A 25,289-nucleotide genomic window follows, 5' to 3' on the forward strand; every position below is an offset into this window, starting at 1 on the left:
GCATTAGATTGGTTTCACGGCTGAAGCCGACACAGAATCCTTGTTGTTATATTACCTTTGTCTTTGTTCTTATCTTTGTTCATGAAAAGGAGCATCCCCATGACTTCCACAACTTCCACGACTTCCATACCCCCCCAAGACCAGCCCCGGGTGATTTTCGCCGGTGCCGGCCCCGGTGACCCCGAACTGCTGCCCCTAAAAACTCACCGCCTCATCGCCGAAGCCCAGGCCATTCTTTTTGCCGGCTCATTGGTCAACCCTGCAGTGTTCGCCCACTGCCCCCCCACCGCCGACGTGGCCGACAGCGCTGCCATGGATCTGGAAACCCTCTGCGACTGGATGATCACCCGGGTAAAGGCAGGAAAAACCGTGCTACGCCTTCACACCGGCGACCCCTCCCTCTACGGTGCCATCGCCGAGCAGATTCGTCGCCTGAAAGCCGCCGGCGTTCCGTATGAAGTGATTCCCGGCATCAGCTCCTTTCTGGCGGGGGCCGCCCTGCTGGGCACCGAGCTCACCCTTCCCGGGTTCACCCAGACAGTGATCCTCACCCGCATGAGCGGCCGCACCCCCGTGCCGGAGAAAGAAGCCCTGGAAAAACTGGCTGTTCACCGGGCCACTTTGGTGCTTTTCCTCTCCACCGGCATGGTGGAAAAAGTGGCCGAGGCCTGCCTCACTGCCTATCCCCCCGAAACCCCGGCAGCCCTGGTGTACCGGGCTGGATGGCCAGACCAGCAAGTGATACGGGGCACCCTTGCCACCCTGCCTGAGCAGGTGAAAGAAGCAGGCATCAACCGCACCGCCCTCATTTATATTGGTGACTGCCTCCAGGGGCAGGGAGAAGACTCCCTTCTCTATCACGCCGCCTTCAGCCACGGCTATCGGGAGGGACACCAATGAAGCAGGAAACCCAGTCTCAATCTCAGATTCAGTCTCAAATTCGATCTCAGGCCCAGTTCCTACCCCTCCAAATCTTTACCTTTACCCAGCGGGGAATCACCCTGGGCCGAGAGCTGCTGACCCATGATCCCCAGACCACTCTCCACGCGCCGGCACACCTTCTTCAGGAATCACCGCCGCCATCACCTCAGGAAGTATCACCATCAACAGGGGAAACAACACTTCAAAAGGAAGTTCCTTTACTTTCTGAAACGCCAGCATTTTCTGAAATACCAGCATCTCCTGAAACACCAGTGAGTGAAAACAGCACCCGCGAAAATTTCCTTTTGGAAGGCACCGCCGCCACCGCCGTAGCCCAAGCCTTTGAGAAAGGGCAGCCTCTTCTGTTCATTGCCGCCACGGGTATTGCCCTGCGGTTGTTGCAGCAATTGCCCCGGCACAAGGGGAGCGACCCGGCAGTACTGGTGATGGATGACACAGGCCGTCATGTCATCAGCCTCCTTTCCGGCCACCTGGGAGGTGCCAATGCCCTGGCCCGGGAAGTGGCCCGTCTCACCGGTGCCCGGCCGGTGATCACCACCGCCAGCGATAACAGCAATGTGCTGGCCGTTGACCAACTGGCCCAGCGTCTCCACGCCCCTTTGACCCACTGGACCGCCGCCAAAAAATGGACCGCCGCCGCCCTGGAAGGCCGGCCCATCCCCGTTTACAGCAGCGAGCCTCTCCTTCCAGCCCTCCCCGCCGGGTACCAGCTGGTGGAAGACAAAGACACCTTTTTGAAAGGTCCTGGAGGCATTTGGATCGGCACCGGTTTTCCAGAAGAACAACTATCGGAGGGAGCATGGGTGCACCTCCTCCCCCGCCGGTGGGTGCTGGGAGTGGGCTGCCGGAAAAACACCACCCTGGAAGCGCTGGAAAACGCCCTGGAAGCCTTTCTGGAACATCATCAGCTTTCATCGGATTCACTGGCAGCTCTGGCCACCATTGACCTGAAAACCCGGGAGCCGGGCCTGCAAGCCCTGGCAGAAAAATGGGAACTGTCCCTCCAGGGCCATTCCCCGGAAGCCATTGCCGTCGTTCAGCACCATTTTCCTGCTTCGGCAAAGGCGGCAGAAGCCGTGGGCGTCACCGCTGTCAGCAGCCCTGCCGCCTGGCTATCCTCAGGGGGAGGCACCTGCCTGCTGCCAGAGGAACCACCGGCTGATGGCAACCCTGCCCGAGCCGCCGCCGGCATCACCTTCACACTGGCCCCCCTGGCGGGAAGCGTCACCGTGGCGGGCATCGGCCCCGGCCTGCCGGAACATATGACCCCCGCCGTGGCCCAGGCCCTGACAGACAGCCATGTGGTCATCGGCTACCACACCTATACCCGCCGCCTGGCCCCCTTGGTCACCCATCAGCAAGTGATTCATGGCACCATGCGCCGGGAAACCCAGCGTTGCCGTCAGGCACTGGAGCTGGCTGCCCAGGGGAACCGGGTGCTGCTGGTGAGCAGCGGCGATGCCGGCGTCTATGGCATGGCGGGCCTGCTGCTGGAGCTGCAGGAACAGGAAGCCCCCCTGATTCCCGTGGAAATCCTTCCCGGTGTCACCGCCGCCACCGCTGCCGCCGCCCGGTTGGGCGCTCCCCTGATGCAAGACTATGCCACCATCAGTCTCAGCGACCACCTCACTCCCTGGCAGGATATTCTGGACAGGCTGAAAGCCGCTGCCGCCACCGGCTTTGTCATCGCCCTCTACAACCCCAAAAGCCGGGAACGGGTGCGCCAGTGGGAAGAAGCCGTTGCCCTGCTGCAACAGACCCTGCCGCCGGAAACCCCCGTGGGCGTGGTTACCCGGGCCCAGAACACCGGTGAGGTGACCGGCACCTGGCCTCTCAGCCAATTGTTGGAAGCTCCCGTTGACATGCAGACCGTGGTGATCATCGGCAACCGGTCCACCCGTTTGCGAAGGGATGGCCGCATGGTGACACCCAGGGGGTATACCCTATGATCCTTATTCTTTCCGGCACCACCGAAGGCCGCCGGCTGGCCGCGGCCCTCTCCGCCGCCCGCCGGCCCTTTCTGGCCACCACCGTCACCACCTATGGCAGTCAGCTGCTGCTGAAAAATGTGACCCAGAAAGCAGCGAGAACAGACATAGCAGCGAATCTTCAGCCCGCTTCAGCACAGAACACCCTGCTCTCGACGGTGCAGAACACCTTGCTCTCTTCAGAAAAGAACTTTCTGCCCTCAACAGAAGAAACAGCGGGCACCGACAGCGTTTCCAAAGTCCCTTCAGACCAGCAGCAGGGGAGGCATTTATACCAGCAGCATGGGAACCTTTCAGCAACTCCAGTAGAAGGTCCAGCTGCCCAGCTTCATACCGGCCCCTTAAATGAAGTGGCACTGGAAGCCCTTCTGGCGCAGTATCCCATCACTGCGGTGGTGGACGCCACTCACCCCTACGCCCAGGAGATCACCCGCCTGGCCGCCCATGCTGCCCAGCAACATGGGTTGCCAATGATTCGGTGGCAGCGCCCCGGCCTGTCGCCGGATGAAATGGAAAACAACCCACACCTTATCACCTGCCCCGATCCAGAAACCGCCGCCAAAGGTGTGGCCCGCCGCTCCGGCCGATGGCTGCTTACCACCGGCAGCCGGTCACTGCCAGTGTTCTGCAGGCATGTTCCCCTTGAACGGCTGTTGGTCCGGGTGATGCCTTTCCCCCGCGTTATTCAGCAATGCATTGACCTGGGGCTCACCCCCGGTCAGATCATTGCCATGCAGGGCCCCTTCAGCCGGGAGCTCAACCGGGAGTTTCTGATGCACACCGGCGCCGCCGGTCTGGTGACCAAAGACAGCGGCGACACCGGCGGCACCCGGGAAAAAATCCAGGCTGCCGAAGACGTGAAGGTGCCGGTGATCCTCATTCGGCGACCTGCCCTGCCCCCGGAGATGCCCCTGGCCGCCACACTTGAAGAAGTGCTGGCATGGATCGAAAAACAACTGCCGCCCCTCTTTTCACAACAGGACTGCTGATTCCCTGTTCCCGGTTGGGAAACTTGTGCTATAATGTTTCCAAAGGGACCAGCGATTACCTGAAGATTGAAAGGAGGGTGCAGCCCATGGAAAGAAACGCCAACATTGCCTTTATGGTGCTGCTGCTGATTCCCGTGGCTGTTTTTTTCGGGATTCAGAACCTGCTTCTCATCAGAGAAATGAACCTGATCAATCGGAAAAAAAAGCCCAGACAGCCAATGGCTGAGGAGAGAACGCCTGCAGCGAAATCACCTGTAGCGAAATCACCTGCAGCCAAAAAGAAGGTGCATCGTTTCCAGGTTGTGAAAGGCCGGTCGCAAGATCGAAAAAAAGCCCTTTTCCGTTAACCGGGGAAAGGGCTTTTTATTCCCTATCACCTATTCACTGATAAACAGCTGTAGGCGGTTTTGTTCTGATTCAGAGGAAGATCGGATAAAAGTCAGGGCGCTGCCTGTGGATACCCTTGTGGATAATGCGGGTTTGCTGTGGACAACACCCTTTTCCTTGTGGAAAACAATCCACATGAACAGCAACTATGCTCCGCCGAAAAAGACCATACGGGCTGAAGCGCTTTCAAAACCCATACCATGACAGCTTTAACCGGGGAAGCGGCCCGGCGGTGATGATTTCATCGAAAAATGACGCAACTGGGAGGAATTTTCGTGATAATAGAAGTGAAAGCACAGGAACCCAAAAAGCCCGTCTGGAAAGTATTTTTGCTGGTGGTGGCCCTGGTGCTGGGAGTGAACACCGCCGTGGTGTTAACCAACCAGATGCCGGGAGGCTACGGAGGCCTGGCAGGACTGCTCATCATTGTTTCACTGGCTTTTTACAGTTCCCGGCTGATGAACCGAAAGCTGGCCACCTACACCTACCGGTTTGATGGCAGTGAACTTCAGGTGGAACGCCGCCTGGGAAGAAGAGACAAACCCCTCATCGAAATACCCATCCACCAGGTGGAATGGGTACGGCCTCTGGCGGAGATCCAGCCTCAGCTGCCCCGCATGAAACGGGCGCGGAAAACCATGTATTACGCCTGCCGGGTGAAGGGAGACGATGTCTATCTTCTCCAGTTTTATGAGGGCACCCGCCGTTATCGCATGTTGTTTCAGCCTGGCGAACAGCTGGCCAAAGCACTGAACAAAGGCATTAAAAAGAAGGCATGACCACCTGCTCGCGCCATCAAGCGTCACACAATTCACATCATGCGGTGGCAGCGAAATTCTTTCGGTAACATTTCAAATCATTCCGCAACAGCTTAAATCGTTCTGCAATATCTCAAATCATTCCGCAACAGCTCAAGTCGTTCTGCAATATTTCAAGTCATTCTGTAACAGTTTAAATCACACTTAGAAAGGTGCGATCACATGCCCGTCAACGATTCATCCGCCGCCGACGAAATCACCGAACCCCAGGGCCCCCTGCAGCAGATGCTGCACCGGCGGGCCGCCGGCGAAACCATCTCCTTCCATATGCCTGGCCACAAAAACGGCCATTTATACCGTTCTGGAGTGATGGGGGAAGACCCCCTGCTGGCAGGATTCCTCCCTGCCCTTGACACCACCGAGGTACCGGGCACCGACAACCTCCACAACCCCACCGGTGTCATCCGCCAGGCTCAGGAACGGGCCGCTGCCGTTTTTGGTGCCGAAGAAACTTTTTTTCTGGTAAATGGCAGTACTTGCGGCATTTACGCCATGATTGGTGCCGCCGCCGCACCGGGAGATGAAATTCTCATCAACCGCAACGCCCACCAGTCGGTGTATCATTACTGCCTCCTCACCGGGGTGGTTCCCCGGTATCTGGTGCCTGAAGTGGATGAACGGCTGGGGCTTCCCCTGGGCATCACCCCCCAGGCCGTTGCCCAGGGCCTGAAAGACTGGCCCCGGGTGAAAGCAGTGGTATTCACCCGCCCCACCTTCCATGGTCATGCCGCCGATCTGGCTGCCATTGCCAGGCTGGTTCATGACGATGGGAAAGTGCTCTTGGTGGACGAAGCCCACGGGGCCCATCTGCGCCTCAGCTCCCGCCTCCCTGCCGATGCCATGGCCTGTGGTGCCGATGCCGCCGTTCAGAGCACCCATAAGACACTGTCGGCCTTCACTCAGGCCTCCATGCTCCATGTGCAGGGCAACCGGCTTGACCGGGACCGCCTTCGCTTTCAGCTCCGGCTTTTCCAAACCTCCAGCCCCAGCTACCTGTTAATGGCCTCCCTTGACGCCGCCACCTCTTTGGTGGCCGGGCCGGGACCGGCCATGATGGACACCTTGATTGATGGTATGATGTCCCTGCGTCATCGGCTGGAATCGCTCCCCGGGCTCCTGTTTTCAGGGCAGGAAGAAGGCACCCGTACCCACCGGCAACCCATGGATCTGACCCGTATCTGGATTGACCTGCATCAAACCGGGGTAACCGGGTATGAATTGGATAAGAAGCTGGCCGCTGACTGGCACATGCAAATGGAAATGGCCGATCTGCGGGGTGTGCTGGCACTGACCTCCATTGGAAACACCCAGGCAGACCTGCACCGGCTCTACGAGGCCCTGGCCCGTTTAGCTGACCAGGCAGCACCCTCATATCCATCGGAGAGCCTGGTTTCCCTCCGGCCCCCCCGGGAACTGCCCCGGGTACACTGCAGCCCCCAGTCGGCCCTTCGGGCCCCCAGGGAATGGATTCCCCTGAGCCGGGCCGCCGGCCGGGTGAGCACCGCCAGCCTGATCCCCTACCCGCCGGGCATTCCCCTGGTGGTGCCGGGAGAAATCATTGAAGCTTCTCTTTGCAGCTATTTAGGCACACTGGCCGCTGCCGGTGTGGATATTGTGGGCATGGCAACACCCCATGACCCCCAGGTGGAGGTGATGGCACACTCATGAAGATATCAGATGGTTTTTTCATCACCTTGGAGGGGATGGATGGCGCCGGCAAAACCACCCAAATGCTTCAGCTGAAGCGGTATTTGGAGAGCCTGGGCTATACGGTCTGCATGACCCGGGAGCCCGGCGGCACACCCATCTCAGAAAAAATCCGGGAACTGATTCTGGACCCCGGCCACGGGGAGATGCACCCCTGGACAGAAGCCCTTCTGTATGCCGCTGCCCGGGCCCAGCATGTGGCTGAAGTAATCATACCTGCCCTGAACCGGGGAGAAGTGGTGATTTGCGACCGGTTTGTGGATTCCAGCCTGGCCTACCAGGGTGCCGGCCGTCGCCTGGGCATTGAAAAAGTCTACCAGGTGAATGAACCCGCTCTGATGAACCGGCTGCCCAACCTCACCTTCTGGTTCAACATCACACCCGAAGAAAGCTTTCACCGCAAGGGCAGTGATCCCAAAGACCGGCTGGAGCAGGAAGACATGGCCTTTTATGAGACCATTTATCAGACGTATCGCCAGCTGGCAGCAGCGAGTCCGGAACGCTTCGTGGTCATTGATGCCACCAAAAGCATTCCCTGGATTCAGCAGGTGCTCCGCTGTGAAACCGATAAACGCATCCGGCACCTTGATGCCGGCGCAAAACCAAAGAACACTGAGGAGGGATGACCCATGAAACTGGTGATAGCCATTGTTCACGACGAAGATGCAAAAGCCCTGCTGGAAGACCTCACCAAAGCTGAATTTCGGGTAACCAAGCTGGCCTCCACCGGCGGTTTTCTGAAAGCCGGCAACACCACCGTTCTGGTGGGAGTGGAAGACGAGAGAGTGGAAGAAGTAAAAGCCATTATTTCTGAGAACTGCCAGTCCCGAAAAGAAATGGTGACTTCTCCCGCCCCCGTCTCTGGTACCACCGGCGTGTTCATTCCCTACCCGGTGGAAGTGACCGTGGGAGGTGCCACCATTTTTGTGGTGGACGTCGCCGAACACCTGAAGCTGTAGCCGAAGATCTGAAGCGAAACAGGAATGCCTGCAGTTGGAGTTGAATGCCTGCGGTGTTCCATGAATACCTGAAGCTGTAAAGGAGCGTTTTTGTGGAAAATGTGATGTCGAAACCAGGCGTCCCCTTCGCGGGCATCGTGGGGCAGGACGCCGTGAAAAAACTGCTGACCCAGGCCCTGAACAGTCGGCAGTTTTCCCATGCCTATCTTTTCGAAGGTCCCCCGGGGCTGGGGAAGGAAACCATGGCAAGGGAATTTGCCGCCGCCATTTTTTGCTCCCATGAAAAGCCCCCCTGCCACACCTGCAAAAGCTGCCGCCAGGTGATGGCCGGCAGCCACCCTGAATTTCGATGGATCCTGCCGGAAAACCCGGAAAAAGACACCAGTCTCTCCGTGGAAACCATCCGGGGACTGATTAAAGACATTTATCTCAAGCCCTACGAAAGCGACTGGAAAATATACGTGATCCCCCAGGCGGAAATCATGACCCCCCAGGCTCAGAATGCCCTGCTGAAGACCCTTGAAGAACCACCGGACCATGCAGTCATCGTTCTGGCCACCTCCCGGCCTGAAACCCTGCTGCCCACCGTCCTCTCCCGATGCCAGACGGCAGTCTTTCGCCCAGTGGGGAAACAGGAAATGGAAGCCTGGCTGCAAAACCGTTATCAGATTGACTCCCATCAGGCCGTCAAACTGGCTGCCTTTGCCAACGGCACCCCCGCCAGAGCTGTGAAACTTCGGGAGAGCGAAAGTTTTCAGGAGCTTCGCCGACAGCTGTTACAGCTCACCGACACCCTGGCGGCAGGAAACATATCACCCCTTTTGGAAACGGGCGAGTTTCTGGCACGAGAAAAAAGCCAGGCACTCGAAGTGCTGGCCATGTGGCAGGAATGGGTGCGTGATTTGCAGGTGCTCACCCTTAAGGGTGAAACCGCCCTTCTCATTAACCAGGATCAGGAAGAACGCCTCAGGCAGCAGGTGCAGCAGCTGGCAGCCCAGGCATCTTCCCAGGCATCGCCACGGGAATCATTTCAGGCATCAGGCCAACGCCATGATCAGCCCGTTATCCTGCATCTGTCCCAGGGCCTTTCCAATGCCCTGCTCCTGTTGGAACAGGCGCGGGACGACCTGGAAAATCATGGAAATCTGGCCTACGTCACTGAAGTGCTGCTCTTGAATCTGCTGGACAGCTTTAAACGCCCAACCGCCGCCCCGGCGGTTCAATGGTTAACGCCCCTGGGGAGATAACCCCCGGCGCAGCAGTGCCATCAGCCGCCGTGACCCCTGGGCTGTGAGCTCACAATAATCGAAAGAAGCTTCTTTGGCAACGCCGGGGGCTTCTTTTTTAATGGCCATTTGCCGCTGCACATAGAAATGAAATTCCTTTAAAATCAACTGACATATAAAGGTAATCATGTGAGCATCCACATCGGCGGCAATCTTTCCCTTTAACTGATCACGCACCATCAACGCATGATAGTTTTTAAACAGATCACTTTCCAACGCCTTGAGTTTTTCCGGGGAGAAGGGGGTAAACCGGGGATCAAGAGCCAGCGACAGCAGGTGATGAAAAGCCGGATGCTCCAGACGAAAAGCGGTTTCAAGCCGCAGCTGTGCTTCAAAGAGCTGAAAAAAATCATCTGTCTGGCGAATAAAGCGGCTTTTAATGTAAACGGATCGAATGGTGAGCACCGTGTCAACCACATAAGTATATAAATCCAGTTTGTCGGCAAAATAAGTATAGAAAGTACCCTTGGGAATTCCGCAGTTCCGCAGCAGCGACGAGAGAGACGCCTCTTGATAAGATTTGGCAGCAAAAAGGATCAACGCCTGGTCAAAAAAAACATCCTGTTGTTGGTTGGGGAGATCAAGAAAAGCTTTTTTAGGCATGGGGATCCTCCTAAGAGAAAATCGATGAGCAGTTGGTAGACCATACGGTCATCGTATGCCACCCCTGATTGATTGTCAACCCTTTCTCCCTTTCCCCAAAAAGATTGTGCATTCGCGCCAAAATCTGATACAATAACGGAAACGGGGCGCCGGTTTATCGGTTGATTCGCCGGCAGGCCCTTTTCAATAGAGGGAGGAATACCATGAACCGCGTAGTTGGCGTTCGATTTAAGAAAGCCGGTAAAATATATTATTTTGATCCAGATGTGCATGAGTTGCCCGTGGGCACCCAGGTAATTGTGGAAACTGCCAGAGGCGTTGAATTTGGAGACGTGGTGGTGGGGATGAAAGAAGTCTCTGAAAAAGACATTGTCTCCCCCCTGAAAAAAGTGGTGCGGATTGTCACCGACGAAGACCGAAAAATCAGTGAAGAAAACCGCCTGCGGGAAAAGGAAGCCTTTGAAACCGGAGCGAAGAAAATAGAAAAGCATCAGCTGGACATGAAACTGGTGGATGTGGAGTACACCTTTGACCGGAACAAAATTATCTTCTACTTCACTGCAGACGGCCGGGTTGATTTCCGCGAGCTGGTGAAAGACCTGGCAGCCATCTTTAAAACCCGCATTGAGCTGCGGCAGATTGGCGTGCGTGATGAAGCCAAAATGATCGGGGGAATCGGCCCCTGCGGCAAACCCCTGTGCTGCTCCACCTGGCTGGGCGAGTTTGATCCCGTCACCATCAAAATGGCCAAAGAACAAAACCTGTCACTGAACCCCACCAAGATTTCCGGTATCTGCGGACGACTGTTCTGCTGCCTGAAATACGAGCATGAAACATACCAGGATATGCTAAAACGCCTGCCTTCCTGCGGTGCCCGCTGCCGTTGCCCCGAGGGTGCCGGCGAAGTCATTGAGACCCATACCCTCACGGGAAAAGTGAAACTGAAAGTCAAAAATCCCGATGATGACACTGAAGAAATTGTCACCTGCCATGTAGACCAGCTGACACCCATTAATAAAGGGAAAAAACTGCGCCAGTCCGACGGCAAACGAAAACCGGATAAGGTGGATCAGCCGGATAAATCGGAGCCCGTGGAATAACCATCGTGTTGCATAACCAGATCAAAATGGTTCAATCATCAATGAAACTGAGGGAACGCCATGTCATCTTTTCAAGACTACCTGCAGCCCGGCGAACGGCTGGATGACCTCCAACTCAATGGACTACACCTGATCCAAGACCCCGAAGGCTTTTGCTTCGGGGTCGATGCCGTGTTGCTCAGTCACTTCGCCCGCCCTAAAAAGAATGCCCGGGTGATTGACCTGGGCACCGGTACGGGTGTGATCCCCCTGCTGTTGGCCGGCAAAAATCCCCACTGCCACATCACCGGGGTTGAAATACAGCCAACCCAGGCAGAACGGGCCGGCCGCAGTGTTGCCATGAATGGAATGAGTGACCGCATTCAGATTCTGAACCATGACATCCGCCATCTTCAGGAAGTGCTTGCCCCTGCTTCTTTTCAGGTGGTCACCAGCAATCCCCCCTATCTTCCCCCGGGCAGCCTCACCAACCCCCGTGAAGACAAGGCCATTGCCCGCCACGAAATCGCCCTCACCCTGCAGGAGCTTATGGCCCAGGCCGCCTGGTTGCTGGAGCCGGGAGGGCAGTTCTACCTGATTCACCGCCCCCAGCGCCTGGCAGACATCATGGTGCTGGGAAGGCAATACCGGCTGGAGCCCAAGTGGATGCAAATGGTGCATTCCCATTCTCACAAAGCCCCCACCATGGTGCTGCTGCAACTCACTAAAAATGGCCGGCCAGAGCTGAAAAGCCACCCGCCCTTAATCATCTACCATCCCGACGGCACCTACACCCCCCAACTCTTGGCCTGTTACGGCAAATAAAAGGAGGCGGAGCCATGACAGCCACCCCCGAAACCAATGAACATCGCTTCATCATACAGCCGGGCACCCTCTACCTGTGCCCCACCCCCCTGGGCAACCTGGGAGATATCACCCTGCGCACCATCGAAGTGCTGCAGCAGGCAGATCTAATAGCCGCCGAAGACACCCGGCGCAGTCTGAAGCTGCTGAACCACCTGAACATCCGCAAAAGCCTGGTGAGCTATCACGAACACAACCGCAACGAAAAAGAAGGTCCCCTGCTGGAAGCCCTGCGCCAGGGCAAAGCCATCGCCCTCATTACCGACGCCGGCATGCCGGGCATTTCAGACCCGGGAACCCACTTGGTGGTCGCCTGCCTCCGGGAAAACATCCCCTTCGAAGTGCTTCCAGGCCCCTCCGCCGTGCTGTTGGCCCTGGCCGCCTCAGGCCTTTCCACAGAGCGCTTCACCTTCGAGGGCTTTCTTCCCCGGGAGAAAAAGAAACAGCGTGAGCATCTGGAATCCATCAGACAGTTTCCCCACACCCTCATTTTCTATGAAGCCCCCCATCGCATCCTGTCCACCCTGAAGCAACTGGCAGAAACCCTGGGCAACCGACAGGCCGCTTTGGGCCGGGAGCTCACCAAACGTCATGAAGCCTGGTATCGGGGCACTTTGGAAGAAATCAGGCAGCAGCTTGACACTGCACCGGGAGACCCAAAAGGTGAAATGGTGCTGGCGGTGGCCGGGCTTGATCCCTTAGAGCGCCGGCAGGAAGACGCCCAGGCTTATGATCACCTCACCATCCAAGAGCAAGTGACCCGGCTCATGGCCACCGGGCTTTCCAAAAAAGAAGCCATTAAAGAAACCGCTCGTCTTCGGCAAATTCCCAAAAGAGAGGTTTACAGCCAGGCCATTGATCTGGAAGAACCCTAAAAAAATCAAGATAACATCACTTTTTTTCATTATTTTACCGGTGTGCTTTTTTCAAACACCGGTTTTTGTCTTTTTTGCTTCTGCTCCACATTCGCCAGTTTGTCCTGCCATCTTTCTCAAACCCTTGCCGTTGCACTGTCATGCCCCCTATCCCCTATTCCCTATTATCTATCAACTGTTTTTTCATGTCACACAGATGTCACGGCTTTGTCCGCCGTTTGTCACAACCCCTAGGTATAATGAATCTAGCACAGCAAACAAGACCCATTAACTTACTACTAATGCAACAAGAATACGAAAAATTGCATTCAACGGGGGTGGGGAGAGAATTCCCCCTTCGCTGAAAGGAGAGGACCCCGATGAATAAAGAAAACAGACACCAGACAACACCAAATCTCGGAGGCTCTCAGTTTCTTGTCAACGTTCGTTACCAGCAGAATTATAGCTGGCAGGGGAGCATCCAGCGCCTGGACACAGGAGAAACCATCAACTTTCGAAGTGCGCTGGAACTGATGACCCTGATGGAAGCAGCCGTCAAACAACAAGGGGACAGACACCTGCCTGAAACGGATCTCAGAAACTGGAAGACACAGAAGCGGGAGGTGAAAGTGAAAAAAAAGCATCATGAACAACTGGGATAATGACAATTGTGAGCATGATAACACCTAATGGGATAATGACCGATGACGGAATGATGAAGCATCTTAGACCTTTCAGAACGCAGACGGAAGCACCAATGGGTAACCACGTCCCATTTAAAAAACGCGGCACTCCGGGGTAACCACGTCCCATCCAAAAAACGCGGCTGAAAAAAGAGCGCCTGGCTCCAGAAAAACACAGGCACATTTTCAGAAAAGGAGTGAGAACCACATGAGAACCCGCAGAAGAAGACTAAGGCAACTGCGAACAGGTTTGGCCATGCTGCTGGTGTTCCTGCTGGCTTTCGGCAGTACACTGCCGGCACTGGCAGCGGCTGGTAATGAAGCCGGAATTTCGGAAGACTCGGCAGAGATGACGGAAGAGGTTCTTGAAGAGTTTAGATTCGAAGCCTCAACACCACTGTATTTCAGAGACGATCCGGCAAATTCCATCGGAATGGTTCGCTTTGAAATGACAGCATCACCCGATGAAACCACAGAGCCAGTCATGAATGTCAGTGTATCGTTGAATGAGAATGAAGAACGAACACTGAATCGTTTGACTCTGATGGGGCAGGTTGATTCAGCACCATTGCCAGATATTACTGGAAATGCTTCACCAGCACAATCTTTTAATTTGAGTGCATGGACCAACACCGAAGTGGAAGGCATGCTATCGGTGGCTTTGATGGTAGAGTTGGACGGCGAACCCATGATGTCCATTGGCGGGCCGGTTCTGACGATGCCTGAAGACATCGAAGAAGACCTCGAAGATGACGAAGAAAATAATGAAGAAGCAGACGAAGATCTCGAAGATTCCGAGCAAGATGAAGAAGCTTCTGACACAGATGAAGCAGACGAAGACAACGAAGCAGATGAAACTGATGAAAAACAGGATGACGAGCAAGATGATTCTTCTGAAGAAGGTTCAGAAGAAGGGTCAGAAGAAAGTGACACCAATGATGAACAGGAAAGCGATGGCAGCCAGGATGAAAACCAGAGTGGCAGCAACGATGACAATCAGTCAGATGACGGTGAGAGCAACAGTGAAACCATGGAAACAGCCGTGCTTGGTGTAAACACCTTCATCGCATACACCGATTTCATCCTAGTACAGACATCAGATCAGGCAGCAGCACCACAAATGGGTATCATGGAAGCGTCGGCTAATACGCGCTACCGATATGATGGAACCAATACTCCCGGCCACCAGAACACGATGATCTTCACAGTGGTGGAAGAAATGGAAGTGGAAGAGCAGGAGTGGCAATGGATCATTCCGCTTATTTGGGGGAGATATGTTACTGTCACTAAATGGGTACTCACAGGCAACACCTTCCAGGCCTATTGTATCGACATGAACACCAACATCAATCAGTCCAATCCCTATTCAGAGATTCCGCTGAGTGCTTACAATCTGTCTGAAAGCCAGAAACTGAAAATTGCTTTTATCATTGAAAACGGATATCCCAATGTCGGTACCGGCACACTGCGTCAAAATGCCATTAATGCAGGACAAACGGTTTCTGGGACACTGACAGAAAAAGAAGCCATTACTGGTACCCAGTTTGCCATTTGGGCAGTGGCACATGGCGATAATGCCAATACAACGCCCTCGGGCAACAGTAACAGTGACAGAAGATCGCGGGCAGTCCGCAACTATCTGTTGGGAGCAGCCAATGCCCTTGAGGCAGGCAGCACCCCCACCATCAACCCCATCACCATGACTGAAATAGAAGTGGGCGGTGTGCGGCACCTGCAGATCAGTTTCACCTATACCGGTGAAGGACATGAGTACAAAGTGCCTTTAACAGATCTTTTCGGAACCAATGGAGCCTCTTACGAAGCCCTTGCCACCGACAACGGCGAAACAACAGTAACCATTACTGTTCCCGAAGAAGATGTACCAGAAGAGTTTGAACTGGAAGTCAAGGCCACAGGAACCAGCCTGGGTTACACGGGCAAAGTATTCAGACCTACGTACACAAACAAGCCCACGCAACCACTGGTAGGTATTCTTGCCGGCCTCACCGGCAGCGGAACAGCCTCACAACCAGTGAAGACAAACTTCAAAGCCAACAGCATTCAAGTGACAAAAGCATGGGAAACAGATGTGAACATCATTGGCGAAGCCATTGAAGCTGGCATTGCAGGCACATTGAGCGGCACAACTGTTGATGCATTCCTGCCAGAAACAGCCATCGGCAACCCGGGCCCCTTCACCTTCCAGCTTCAGAAAAAAGTAGGTGGAAACTGGGTGAATGTAGGCGATTCCAAAACCATTGAAGCGGGTGAATCGTATACCTGGAAACCTCTCTGGTGGGGTGAATTCAGAGTTGTTGAAATCGTTTCAGCCAATGACAACTACAACTTCCAGGGAGAAAACAGCCCCGGCAGCTATGAAGTTGACAGTGTCACCTTCCAGTGGCCCAATGGAACGAATGAATCCTGGACAGCAACCAATGTGGAAATTCTGGGATCCCTGTACGTTTGGAAACACGTTGTCAGAACAGAGCCCCGTGAAGTGGACCCAGGGATGCAGTTCTCTGCCATGAGCACCGCTCCCGGACCATTTGAGATTCAGGTGGAGTACCATGCACCAGGCGGATCAAAAGTGCTCATTCAGGACAGCGAAGGGAATACCACCTTTAATCTCTATGAAGACGCCCCCATTACCTTCACCGGTCTGCCTTTGGGAACCTACACTGTTACCGAAGTGGGTTACCCTGAAGAGTTCATTCACATTGTCAACGGTGGAGAAGTAACACTGACGAGGGCACAACCCGATAGAAGCGTTAAAATAACCAATCAAAAGCTGGATGATATCGTCATCGAAAAAGGCTGGAGAGCCTTTGGTGAAGAAGAAGTTTTGTGGGGAAGCGACATTCCTCAGAATCAAGGCCCCTTCACTTTCAGACTCTTTAAAGTTGGCGAAAATGGCTACGAAGAAAAAACCACCGTCAACGGAATGGCAACCTTTAAGAATCTGGATGACGGCACCTATGAAATTTATGAATGGATTGACATGGATGAAGCTAATTACCGGTACGACTCATCCTGGTGGAACATCACAAGTAATATGGATCAATACCGTACCCTGAGCGATGCTGGCATTGGTGATTGGGTGGAAGAAAAAGGAGTGCTGGCAGGACGCATCACCCTGACGCCCAACAACATGATGGAGCCTTCCGGCGAATCCGTTGAAGCCGCAGCTGTCGCACCCGCGCCACTGGAGTACACCTATGAGCTCAAAGTGGTGAATCAAGAAGTCAGAGGCGCGTTGGAAGTCACCAAAGTAGTGGATCTCAATGGAACAGACGGTCCCGCGATTATGCCTGACTTTGAAATCACCATTACCGGACCTTCATATCCTGAAGGGGACACCAAAACATTTAACGAAGAAGAAGGCTATACTCACATTTGGGAAGACTTGCTGCCTGGCCTCTACACTGTTGCAGAAGTTGACCCCGGCGCTTCGTGGGAAGTCAGTGTACCTGAAGAAGCCGTTCAGGTAAACGTGGAAGAGACAGCAGAAGCTGAAGTGACTAACACATTTGTTGAGCAAGACTTGATTGAGTTACAGTTGATCAAGCGAATTGTTACCCTTGACGATGATGAAAATGAAGAAACAGTGACCAATCAGGGTGGTGTTCAATTCGCGGTGGTTGTCAGAGACAATGAAAGTGAAATGATTGCTTTTGACACAGAAGGACCAGAAAGCTTTGAAGACGACTACGTGCTCACCACCAGCACCACCACCAACGGACAACCCGGCATCCTGTTACAACACCTGTACTACGGTTGGCCAAATCTGGTGATGGAATATACGTTGGAGGAAATGCTGACAGAAGAACAGCTGGAAAATTACAGCCTTCTCCGCTACGAAATTGAGTTTGTCTACGAAGATGGTACCAGAAGTGAAGGTGAAATTACCATCAACGAAGACGGCTCCTTGCAGCTGACTCTCTGGGGCAATGATACGCAGGAACGTCTGCCGGTCAGAACCATCGTGACGATCGTTAATCTGTACACACCAGATGAAGAAGGCGACGCCGATGCCGATGCAGACGCTGATGCCGATGCTGATGCAGATGCCGATGCAGACGCAGACGCCGATGCAGATGCCGATGCAGACGCAGACGCTGATGCAGATGCCGATGCAGACGCTGACGCCGATGCAGATGTTGAAATTCAGGAAACTGTGATTCCGCTGGGAGTGCCAACTGTACCCCAGACACCTCAAGAAGTCATCGTACTGGATGAAGAAATCCCATTGGGAGCACCCGTACTGCCACAAACAGGCGAAAGAAGCCCGTATCACCTCTACCTGGCAGGTGCATTCCTGATGGCAGCTGGATTCCTCTTCAGAAAGCGATCACACGCATAAGAGATAAAACATGACAAAAGCTGAATAAAGTTTAGAAATCAGGCCTCTGAGAAATATCGGGGGCCTGTTTTTTTCATCCCCTATTCCCTGTTCATTATTCCCTGCCTTCCCGTGTCACGCAGATGTCACAGCTTTGTCCGCCCTTTGTCACAACCCCCGTGTATAATGAATCTATCACAGAGACCAAAGCGGTAGTCATTCACAAGATTTTCGACATACAAACAGCATCACCAATGGGTAACCACGTCCCTCTCAAAACGCGGCTGAAAAAAGAGCTCCTGGCTCCAGAAAAAAACAGGTATCATTTAAACGAAGGAGCGAACACCATGAGAACATTAAAAAGAAGACACAAACAACTGCAAACAGGATTGGCAATACTTCTGGTATTATTGTTGGCCTTCGGCAGTGTGATGCCATCTCTGGCAGATACACCGGAACAAACAGAATCTCAGGAAAGCGTTCAGGAAAGTGAGACAACTGATGAGGAAGACCACAGCGACGATATTCAGCCAGTGATTTCACAGGATCCTGAAGAACCGGAAGAACGTCTTGAAGGAGATGCCGGAGACCTGTACGTTGAGCTTATCGAAGGAGAAGAAGACGAATCGGAAAAAGAGCTTTCCCTCGATTTTGAAATCAGCTGGGAAGAAGGCAACGACACCGGTTGGGAAGAAGTGCCTGAAGAAGTGCGCCGGGAGCTTTTGGAAGATCTCTTTGGCGATGAGTTTGAAGATACCATGATGGCCTGGGAACTGGGAGATATTTATCAGGCAACCATTGCCAAATATGGCTACGACATTATTTACAAAGCAGAAGCCGAATGGGAAAAAGAACAGGGAAAAGGCAAACCGGCCTACAGCTTTGGCCAATGGAACATTGCTCAAGGTGACAAAATTCCAACAGCACTCTTCGAGGTTGTTATCAAAGACGATTCAACAAACAATACGGATGAAACTGTGACAGAAATCCAAAATGACTTTGATGAAGAAGCTGTGCAGGAGTTCTATGAAGCCTATTGCATCGATCAGGAAACACCTTTCAGCGATGGTGTGGAATACGGGAAAGTATTCCTGAAAGACTACAATGAACTGACAGAAGTTCAAAAAGGACAGCTGGCGCTCATCATGGAAAACCAGCCTCAAAATGAAGATGGAAGCCTGAAAGATAATGATGTGAGCATCGCAGCAGTACAAGCCGCTATTTGGTACGTATTAAACCCTGATGCCGTTCCGCAGGGTGTTGAAACCCACCAAAAGCTGCAGGGCAATAAAGTATTGGCCACCTATGTGGGCAGCCCCAATAACACCGAAGTGTTAACCCTTTTTGATTCACTTCGAAATCTGGTGGATGGATTTGGTGAATCAACAGATGCCACCACCTATTTCTACAATCCGACAAGCGTCTACTACACCCTGCAATATGAGTTTTTACCTGGCGAAGAGATGGCCCCTGAACACCCTGACTATGAATTTTACCAGGAAATAAAAGGCTACGAAGTCGCATCAGACAGAAACGGTGAAGGAAAAGAAGAAACCATCAAAGTAACCATTCGTATTCCTGAAAATGAAATTCCTGACCATCTGTGGGTGAAAATCTCAGTGACGGGAACTAAAACCACCGTGGAAAAAGACTACTATGTGTTTCTGCCGCTGGTTGACGGCGAACTGCCACTGGATGAACATGGTAAGCTGACCGTTGAGAATCTGGCTTCACAGCCCCTCATCAGCCGCCAGATTCAGGAAGTGGTGACAGAAGTGGTTCAAAAGCACACTGAAAGTGAAGTCAACTACAAGCAACCCATCGAAGGTGACGCTGACGCCGATGCCGATGCCGACGCTGATGCCGACGCCGATGCAGACGCTGATTCAGATGCTGACGCCGACGCAGACGCAGATGCAGACGCTGATTCAGATGCTGACGCCGACGCTGACGCCGACGCTGACGCCGATGCCGATGCTGATGCAGACGCTGATTCAGATGCTGACGCCGACGCCGATGCTGATGCCGATGCCGATGCTGATGCAGACGCTGATTCAGATGCTGACGCCGACGCTGATGCTGATGCCGATGAAACGGTGATACTGGAACCTCAGGAAGTTCCGTTGGGAACACCTGCAGTTCCCCGGGGCCCCATTGTTCCGCAGGTCCCCATGGAGATCGAAGAAGTGGTGATCCTGTCAATGGACGAAGAAATTCCTCTTGGAGCACCTGTTTTACCACAAACCGGAGAAAGAAGTCCCTACCCCATGTACCTGGCAGGTATTCTGCTGGCCGTTGCAGGCATGATTCTCAGAAAACGGGAAGCCGCTTAATCGCCTTCCACAAGAAATTTACCAGTCTCTTAAAAAGCAATGAATATGAAAAACGGGTCTCGGAAAAACACCGAGACCCGTTTTGGCTGAAGACAAAGGGCGCTGGTCAAGCCAGCTGATTCCAATCTTGTGTGTTTTTATTCGAAAGTTTCGAAAACAGCGCCTGAACTCGCTGCGCTCAAACAGCAGGCACTGAGAAGGTGAAGCTGGCTAAAATGACTGGCAGCATGTTCGTGAAGCACTTGCGCTACTGAGAAAAAGAACGCTGGTACTCTCTTAAAGCCTCGTAGTGTCGCCAGAAATTGTAATAACCGGCAATAAAATGCTCCACATCATCAATACGCACCCGATAGCCGTCATGGCGAATAAAGAAAGTGCCATTGATGCGCTGGGGGTTTCGCAGATACATGCTGTACTCTGGGTAGAAGAAGCCATTGAGCATGTGTTCAGCCCGGTGAAAAATCGTGTCGATGAAAAAGGCTTCATCAAAATGTGCCATGTAATCCACCTGCAGGTTGTTTTCTTTGATGCGGTGATACAAATCAAAGCTGGCCATGAGCAGCTCCAGGTACGTATGGTAAGAGGTATCCCGGTGATAAATGGCGTTCAGATTCTCCTGCACATTGCGCAGGGCAAACTCGTAATAGCGCTGGTTCGGATCGTGGCGGGTCACTTCATTCAGGGCGTAGGCCACCCAGTGATCCCGGTGGCGGGTGTAGTCTTCCCTTATGAAATTTTCCACCGCTGAACGGGCTGCGTCAAGCCACTTGTCATTACCGGTCATTTCATACAGCAATGCCAGGGCATAGGCAGATTCGCCGTCATAGTACACCGTTCGAAAGGCATCTTTGGGAGAAAAATCAGTGTTCAGCACATGGTAGAAGGTGCCGGCTTCTTCGTCCATCAGCTCCAGTATGCCATTTCCCAAATAAACGCACAGCGATAAGTATTCATCCGTATCATAGGTATCCATGTATTGCATCAGCGTGATAATGGCCAGGGCATTGCCACCCAGCTTGATCTCATCATTGGGGCGGTCGATGATAAAAGCGGTGTCGGGGCGCAGGTAGACCACGTGATCTTCCGTCAAAAAATCCAGGGTAGCGCGGGCGGCATCAGCATGGGTGTCAACACCGGTCATGTCGTAGGTCCACATAAATGGCTGAATGGAAACGGCGTGGCGCAGCAGGTTGTAAGCGGTGAACTGGCGGTCGTAGGTGGGGTAATAACCATAGATAAACGCCCCGTCTTCCTGAACCTCCCCTGCCAGCCAGCCGGTGGCAGAAAGAATCACCGAGGCGGCCACTTCCCGGTCAAAAGCCTCAACTTTGCGTCTTCCATAATCATACCCGTTGCCTTCATAGCCATATAAAGGGTAGACACTTCCTGCTTCATCACAGAACCAGCCCAGTGCCGTGAAAAGAAATAACTGCCGGGGAATCTCGTCCACCACAGGCCGGCTGAATGTTTCCAAATACTGCTGAATGGTTTCCAGGCTCAATACCTTCTCATCATAGTCAATCAGTTTATTGCCGTTGATCTCTGCCTCCAGAAAGGCAGTTTCGAAAGCTTCGTCAAAAGCAATGCCCTTGCGAAAAAATTCATTGCGGTAGGGCTGCAGCACCCCCTGCAGATCTTCGCTGGGCAGTGGTTCCCGGTGATCCACCACATCCACCTTTACCCAGACAGGCTCCATCAGAGTGGTTTTCATCAGGTCAGTGGCATTGGCAACCGCAGCATCCCAGGCTTCCTGCAAAGTGGTTCCCTGGCCGTTGACCACCGCCGCCCGGGAAGTGGTGTCACTGATGGAAAAAAACACCCCATAGGGATCAGAAAAAAAAGCGGACGAAGTTGATTCTTCAGAAAACACTGCCTCTGCCAGAGCCGAAACCTTGTTTTCAAACAGCAGCAGATGCTGCTGTGACAGTTTCTGTTCCTGTCGGCGCTGCAACAGGTCGGCAGCCTCGCCGTGAAAAGCGAAAAAAGCCGCCAGCACCAGAAAAAAGCCTGCCAACAGGTAGCGATTCCGCCGGCTCCGTTTGCTGGCTTCAGCGGACTGTTCCATGCGCAGCTGTTGCTTTTTACCCATCAAACCATCGCCTCCATCCCATCTTAGTTCCTTCAGGGTCGCTGCCCTGTTTTGACCGAAGGTCTTTTGTTCACTATACCTTATCCACTGGGCCCTATCAACTGCCCTCCGAGATTTCCTTTGGCGCTTATCCAACGAATTTATCCACTAATCCCTGACGCTCCTATTCACTATGCCTTATCATCTATCAACTGTTTTCCGTGTCACACAGATGTCACAGCGTTGTCCGCGTTTTGTCACAGAGTGACAGTATAATGGAATTATACCAAACCCATTTTGATGGGAAGTCGGGAAGCATCTCCCTTCAAAGAAAGGAGCATCCCCGATGAAAAACAACAGCGAGCACCAAACACATTCCATGAACACAGCCAGTCAGTTTCTTGTGGATATCCGCTATCAACAGCACCATAGCTGGCAGGGAAGCATTCAGCGACTGGACACCGGCGAAAAAATCAACTTTCGCAGTGCCTTGGAGCTGATCACTTTGATACAAGCTGCCCTTGGAAACGTTGAAGAAGCAGATGATCGGAACTGGACAGGTGATCAAAAGGAGGTGAATGAACTCAACCGTCATCAGGATCAAAGCTGTTCATCCATGTGAACCACCGCACAGTGAAGGATCCTGAAGCAGTACCCCAAAGAGAGAACGCCTATTTTCATCAGGTTTTAGATAAATAAAATGGGTAACCACGTCCCATCCAAAAAAACGCGGCACTCCTCGGGTAACCACGTCCCGTCAAAAACGCGGCTGAAAACAAAGCACCTGCCTTTAGAACAACGCAGGTAACATTTTCAGAAATAAGGAGTGAGAAAGATGAGAAAGCTTCGAAAAGGACAAATAGCACTCAGCTTATTGCTCGTTTTCTTACTGGCCTTCGGAAGCTTCTTCACCGCACTGGCAGATGACACGGTCACCGCTGATGATTCCGGTCAGGGGCAGGAAGAGATCGTGACAGAAGAGCCACCGGCAACAGAAGAGGACGATTCTGAAGAAATGAACGATTCAGATGAGGAAGACGAAACAGCAGATATGAACGAAACAGACGAAAATCTGGATGACGAAGCAACAGAAAATGACAGCGAGGGTGACACAGCAGGCGAACCTGGCGAAGATTCTGAAGTTGATGAGGAAGAAGAAATTGAAGAAGAAGTAGAAGAAGAGCTTGAGGAAGAACTAGAAAAAGAGCTTTTAGACCTGACAGGAATGATGTTGATGGCTTCGCTGCCACCAACAGGCCAAGGCATTGAACCCCTTTACATGGGCTTAAATCCGGGGCCGGGCCTGAATGACGTGAGCCATCCTTCTGAGTGCACACTCAAATCAGTCATAATCGATGACCCCCAGGCAGGCAATCTGGGAAGTCAGAACAGCAGCAAGGTTTCTAAGTCAGATGCCAACACACAATTTGATGTTCAATTAACCAATATTTCCTACAGCAGTTCCAACTCTTTCGACTTTAGCAGTGCCACAGACCCGGTCTATCATGTGTGGGTCAAAGCGGGTCCTGGGGGATATCTCTACAGCTATCCTGGCGGCACCTATGGTGACACAGGTCTCTACTCACCACAGCCAGACAGCATCAGCCATATCACTTTCTTCTATTGTGAAACGGTTGTTCCCCCAAAACTGATCCTTGAAAAATTGATTGTCGACGAGAATGAAGATCCGCTGTCAGAGGATGACACCCCCTTCAAAGTGATCATTGACGTGTTTGAAGGCTACAACGACCTGTATGCAAGCGTTCAGGAAACCCCCACCTTCCCCATGACCGTGGAAGGACTGCGACAGGGAACCACCGGGCAAATTGATTTGAGTCACCTTCCCCCCGGTTGGTATCACATCGTTGAAACGGATCTGCCGGAAGGCTATCAAGACATCGATTACGAAATTAATGTCGATTGCGGAGAAATAATGATCAGAAGCCTGGAAGAAAACGGCCTGAGTGGTCTGGTTTTCTACTGGTCAAATGAATGCGACACCACCATCACCATAACCAACCAGAGAACAGAAGAAAAGTTTGGCGACATCGAAGGCAACAAATGGATCGTTCCCTTCATGGAATACTACTACAGCGGCGGCTATGCTTACTGGGGACCAAAAGACCCGGGAGCCGGCTGGCCCATCACCCTCTTTGAAGAAAAGGGAACTGAAGAAAATGAAACTGACGAAGAAATGGTTTCCGTAGCTCTTATGACCATCCCCGAAGAGTGGGAATGGAAAGCAGAGACACTCACCGATGACGACGGTGCCTTCAACTTCGAGAACCTGACACTTAACAAGTGGTACAAAGTGGAAGAAGGTCTCAAGGACGGCGAAGATGCAGACGAGTGGGTACAATGGGCACCCTTCACCTACTACGTGTTCCTGGGAGAAGAAGGAACCATCATTTTAACAGACAGCGAGATGGAAACTCTGGCACTTCAAATGGTGGAAGGTCCCATTAACGGACTGCGCACCGTTGATTTCTTCAACAGTGAAATTCCACATCTGATCATTGAAAAAGTGATTGAGGGTGACGACACCGATGATACCATGACACCCTTTGAAATCACCCTGACCCCCATGGTATTTGTCGATGGCGAATGGGTTCCCATGGAAGGCGTTGAGCCGCTGGTACGCACCATTTACCAGGGAACCAACCGTTTCTTCTGGAGCGGCGAATGGGTGGGAGACAACCAGGATAACGGCCTCATCGAAGTCATGTCCTCAGGGGCGAACTTTAAGTACTTCGGTAATCCCGCCAACCTGGAAACACCACCGGCCATCCCCTTTGGAGCATACTTTGTGGAAGAGGATCCAGGAGCAGACTGGCTGGCACCCATTTACGACGCCGCCGACCAAATGATTCTCTTTGGAGTTTGCGGCCCTGAATCAGTTCCCATCTTCCTGACACAAGACGTTGCTTACCAGTATTGCAACCTGTTCCCCATGATGACCATTATCAACGAACGGGATGAAGAACAGGATGCCGATGCCGACGCCGATGCCGATGCCGATGCAGACGCTGACGCCGATGCCGATGCAGACGCCGATGCCGATGCCGATGCAGACGCTGACGCCGATGCCGATGCAGACGCTGACGCCGATGCCGATGCCGATGCTGACATCACCATTGAACCGCTGGAAATCCCCCTGGGGACTCCAACACCAGTGGTAACCATGGACACTCCTGAGGAAATCATCATCCTCGACGAAGAAATTCCTCTGGGAGCACCCACACTGCCTCAAACCGGCGAAAGAAGCCCCTACCACCTCTACCTGGCCGGCCTCTTCTTGACAGCCGCAGGTGTGATTCTGAAAAAGCGACAACAGGCATAACCCAACTGAAACCAGCATAATAGCAAAATAAAACCCGGCTGCGACAT

The 25,289-nt window shown here is 53.0% G+C and carries 19 protein-coding genes; 17 read left to right on the top strand and 2 right to left on the bottom strand.

Annotation, left to right across the window (positions count from 1 at the left end):
- The first annotated feature begins 99 nt into the window (after positions 1–99).
- From cobM to holB, 9 genes are all read left to right on the top strand, one after another.
- Positions 100–900 carry a precorrin-4 C(11)-methyltransferase gene (gene cobM / locus QOL74_RS09505; RefSeq protein ID WP_283409235.1) on the top strand — a complete coding sequence of 267 codons (801 nt, stop codon included), beginning with the start codon at positions 100–102 and terminating at the stop codon, positions 898–900.
- Complete coding sequence (cobJ, locus tag QOL74_RS09510) at positions 897–2,891, top strand: precorrin-3B C(17)-methyltransferase (RefSeq protein ID WP_283409236.1); 1,995 nt, start codon at positions 897–899, stop codon at positions 2,889–2,891. Before cobM ends, cobJ begins: the two co-directional genes overlap by 4 nt.
- The gene (gene cobK / locus QOL74_RS09515) at positions 2,888–3,919 is read left to right on the top strand and encodes a precorrin-6A reductase (protein WP_283409237.1); all 1,032 of its coding nucleotides are present in this window, start codon (positions 2,888–2,890) and stop codon (positions 3,917–3,919) included. Before cobJ ends, cobK begins: the two co-directional genes overlap by 4 nt.
- Positions 3,920–4,005: 86 nt before the next feature.
- The gene (locus QOL74_RS09520; protein ID WP_283409238.1) at positions 4,006–4,266 is read left to right on the top strand and encodes a hypothetical protein; all 261 of its coding nucleotides are present in this window, start codon (positions 4,006–4,008) and stop codon (positions 4,264–4,266) included.
- Between the two features lie 315 nt (positions 4,267–4,581).
- Positions 4,582–5,085 (top strand): DUF6106 family protein, encoded by a 504-nt coding sequence (locus tag QOL74_RS09525; RefSeq protein WP_283409239.1) that lies wholly within the window; start codon positions 4,582–4,584, stop codon positions 5,083–5,085.
- A 201-nt stretch (positions 5,086–5,286) separates the two neighbouring features.
- On the top strand, positions 5,287–6,792 hold the full coding sequence (locus QOL74_RS09530) for an aminotransferase class I/II-fold pyridoxal phosphate-dependent enzyme (RefSeq protein WP_283409240.1): 1,506 nt from the start codon (positions 5,287–5,289) through the stop codon (positions 6,790–6,792).
- Positions 6,789–7,457, top strand: a complete 669-nt coding sequence (tmk, locus tag QOL74_RS09535; RefSeq protein WP_346771740.1) for a dTMP kinase — start codon at positions 6,789–6,791, stop codon at positions 7,455–7,457. The genes QOL74_RS09530 and tmk overlap by 4 nt, the downstream gene beginning before the upstream one ends.
- A 3-nt stretch (positions 7,458–7,460) precedes the next feature.
- Entirely contained in the window at positions 7,461–7,790 is a 330-nt protein-coding gene (locus tag QOL74_RS09540) for a cyclic-di-AMP receptor (protein ID WP_283409241.1), read from the top strand.
- Between the two features lie 92 nt (positions 7,791–7,882).
- Positions 7,883–9,037: a DNA polymerase III subunit delta' gene (gene holB, locus QOL74_RS09545; RefSeq protein WP_283409242.1), complete on the top strand. Its 1,155-nt coding sequence runs from the start codon at positions 7,883–7,885 to the stop codon at positions 9,035–9,037.
- On the opposite strand, the gene QOL74_RS09550 is transcribed toward holB, so the two are convergent.
- Positions 9,017–9,679, bottom strand: a complete 663-nt coding sequence (locus QOL74_RS09550) for a TetR/AcrR family transcriptional regulator (protein ID WP_283409243.1) — start codon at positions 9,677–9,679, stop codon at positions 9,017–9,019. The two genes, holB and QOL74_RS09550, sit on opposite strands and share 21 nt — an antisense overlap.
- Positions 9,680–9,882: 203 nt before the next feature.
- On the opposite strand from QOL74_RS09550, the gene QOL74_RS09555 reads away from it, so the two are divergent.
- The 6 genes from QOL74_RS09555 (at position 9,883) to QOL74_RS09580 (ending at position 19,834) form a co-directional block, all read left to right on the top strand.
- Positions 9,883–10,779, top strand: a complete 897-nt coding sequence (locus QOL74_RS09555; RefSeq protein WP_283409244.1) for a PSP1 domain-containing protein — start codon at positions 9,883–9,885, stop codon at positions 10,777–10,779.
- A 60-nt stretch (positions 10,780–10,839) separates the two neighbouring features.
- The gene (locus tag QOL74_RS09560) at positions 10,840–11,583 is read left to right on the top strand and encodes a tRNA1(Val) (adenine(37)-N6)-methyltransferase (protein WP_283409245.1); all 744 of its coding nucleotides are present in this window, start codon (positions 10,840–10,842) and stop codon (positions 11,581–11,583) included.
- 14 nt (positions 11,584–11,597) lie between these two features.
- The gene (gene rsmI, locus QOL74_RS09565) at positions 11,598–12,497 is read left to right on the top strand and encodes a 16S rRNA (cytidine(1402)-2'-O)-methyltransferase (protein WP_283409246.1); all 900 of its coding nucleotides are present in this window, start codon (positions 11,598–11,600) and stop codon (positions 12,495–12,497) included.
- A 359-nt stretch (positions 12,498–12,856) separates the two neighbouring features.
- Positions 12,857–13,138: a hypothetical protein gene (locus QOL74_RS09570; protein WP_283409247.1), complete on the top strand. Its 282-nt coding sequence runs from the start codon at positions 12,857–12,859 to the stop codon at positions 13,136–13,138.
- Between the two features lie 229 nt (positions 13,139–13,367).
- Positions 13,368–17,522 carry a Cys-Gln thioester bond-forming surface protein gene (locus QOL74_RS09575; RefSeq protein ID WP_283409248.1) on the top strand — a complete coding sequence of 1,385 codons (4,155 nt, stop codon included), beginning with the start codon at positions 13,368–13,370 and terminating at the stop codon, positions 17,520–17,522.
- Positions 17,523–17,848: 326 nt separating this feature from the next.
- Entirely contained in the window at positions 17,849–19,834 is a 1,986-nt protein-coding gene (locus tag QOL74_RS09580; protein ID WP_283409249.1) for a thioester domain-containing protein, read from the top strand.
- 247 nt (positions 19,835–20,081) lie between these two features.
- On the opposite strand, the gene QOL74_RS09585 is transcribed toward QOL74_RS09580, so the two are convergent.
- Complete coding sequence (locus tag QOL74_RS09585) at positions 20,082–21,923, bottom strand: glycosyl hydrolase family 88 (RefSeq protein ID WP_283409250.1); 1,842 nt, start codon at positions 21,921–21,923, stop codon at positions 20,082–20,084.
- Between the two features lie 325 nt (positions 21,924–22,248).
- Here QOL74_RS09585 and QOL74_RS09590 point away from each other — a divergent pair, with 325 nt between their 5' ends.
- Both QOL74_RS09590 and QOL74_RS09595 read left to right on the top strand, forming a co-directional pair.
- On the top strand, positions 22,249–22,524 hold the full coding sequence (locus QOL74_RS09590; RefSeq protein ID WP_283409251.1) for a hypothetical protein: 276 nt from the start codon (positions 22,249–22,251) through the stop codon (positions 22,522–22,524).
- Positions 22,525–22,737: 213 nt separating this feature from the next.
- The gene (locus QOL74_RS09595) at positions 22,738–25,242 is read left to right on the top strand and encodes an LPXTG cell wall anchor domain-containing protein (protein ID WP_283409252.1); all 2,505 of its coding nucleotides are present in this window, start codon (positions 22,738–22,740) and stop codon (positions 25,240–25,242) included.
- Positions 25,243–25,289 lie beyond the last annotated feature (47 nt).

Origin of the sequence: Anoxynatronum buryatiense (assembly GCF_900182905.1) — a bacterium.
GTDB lineage: Bacteria > Bacillota > Clostridia > Peptostreptococcales > Tindalliaceae > Anoxynatronum > Anoxynatronum buryatiense.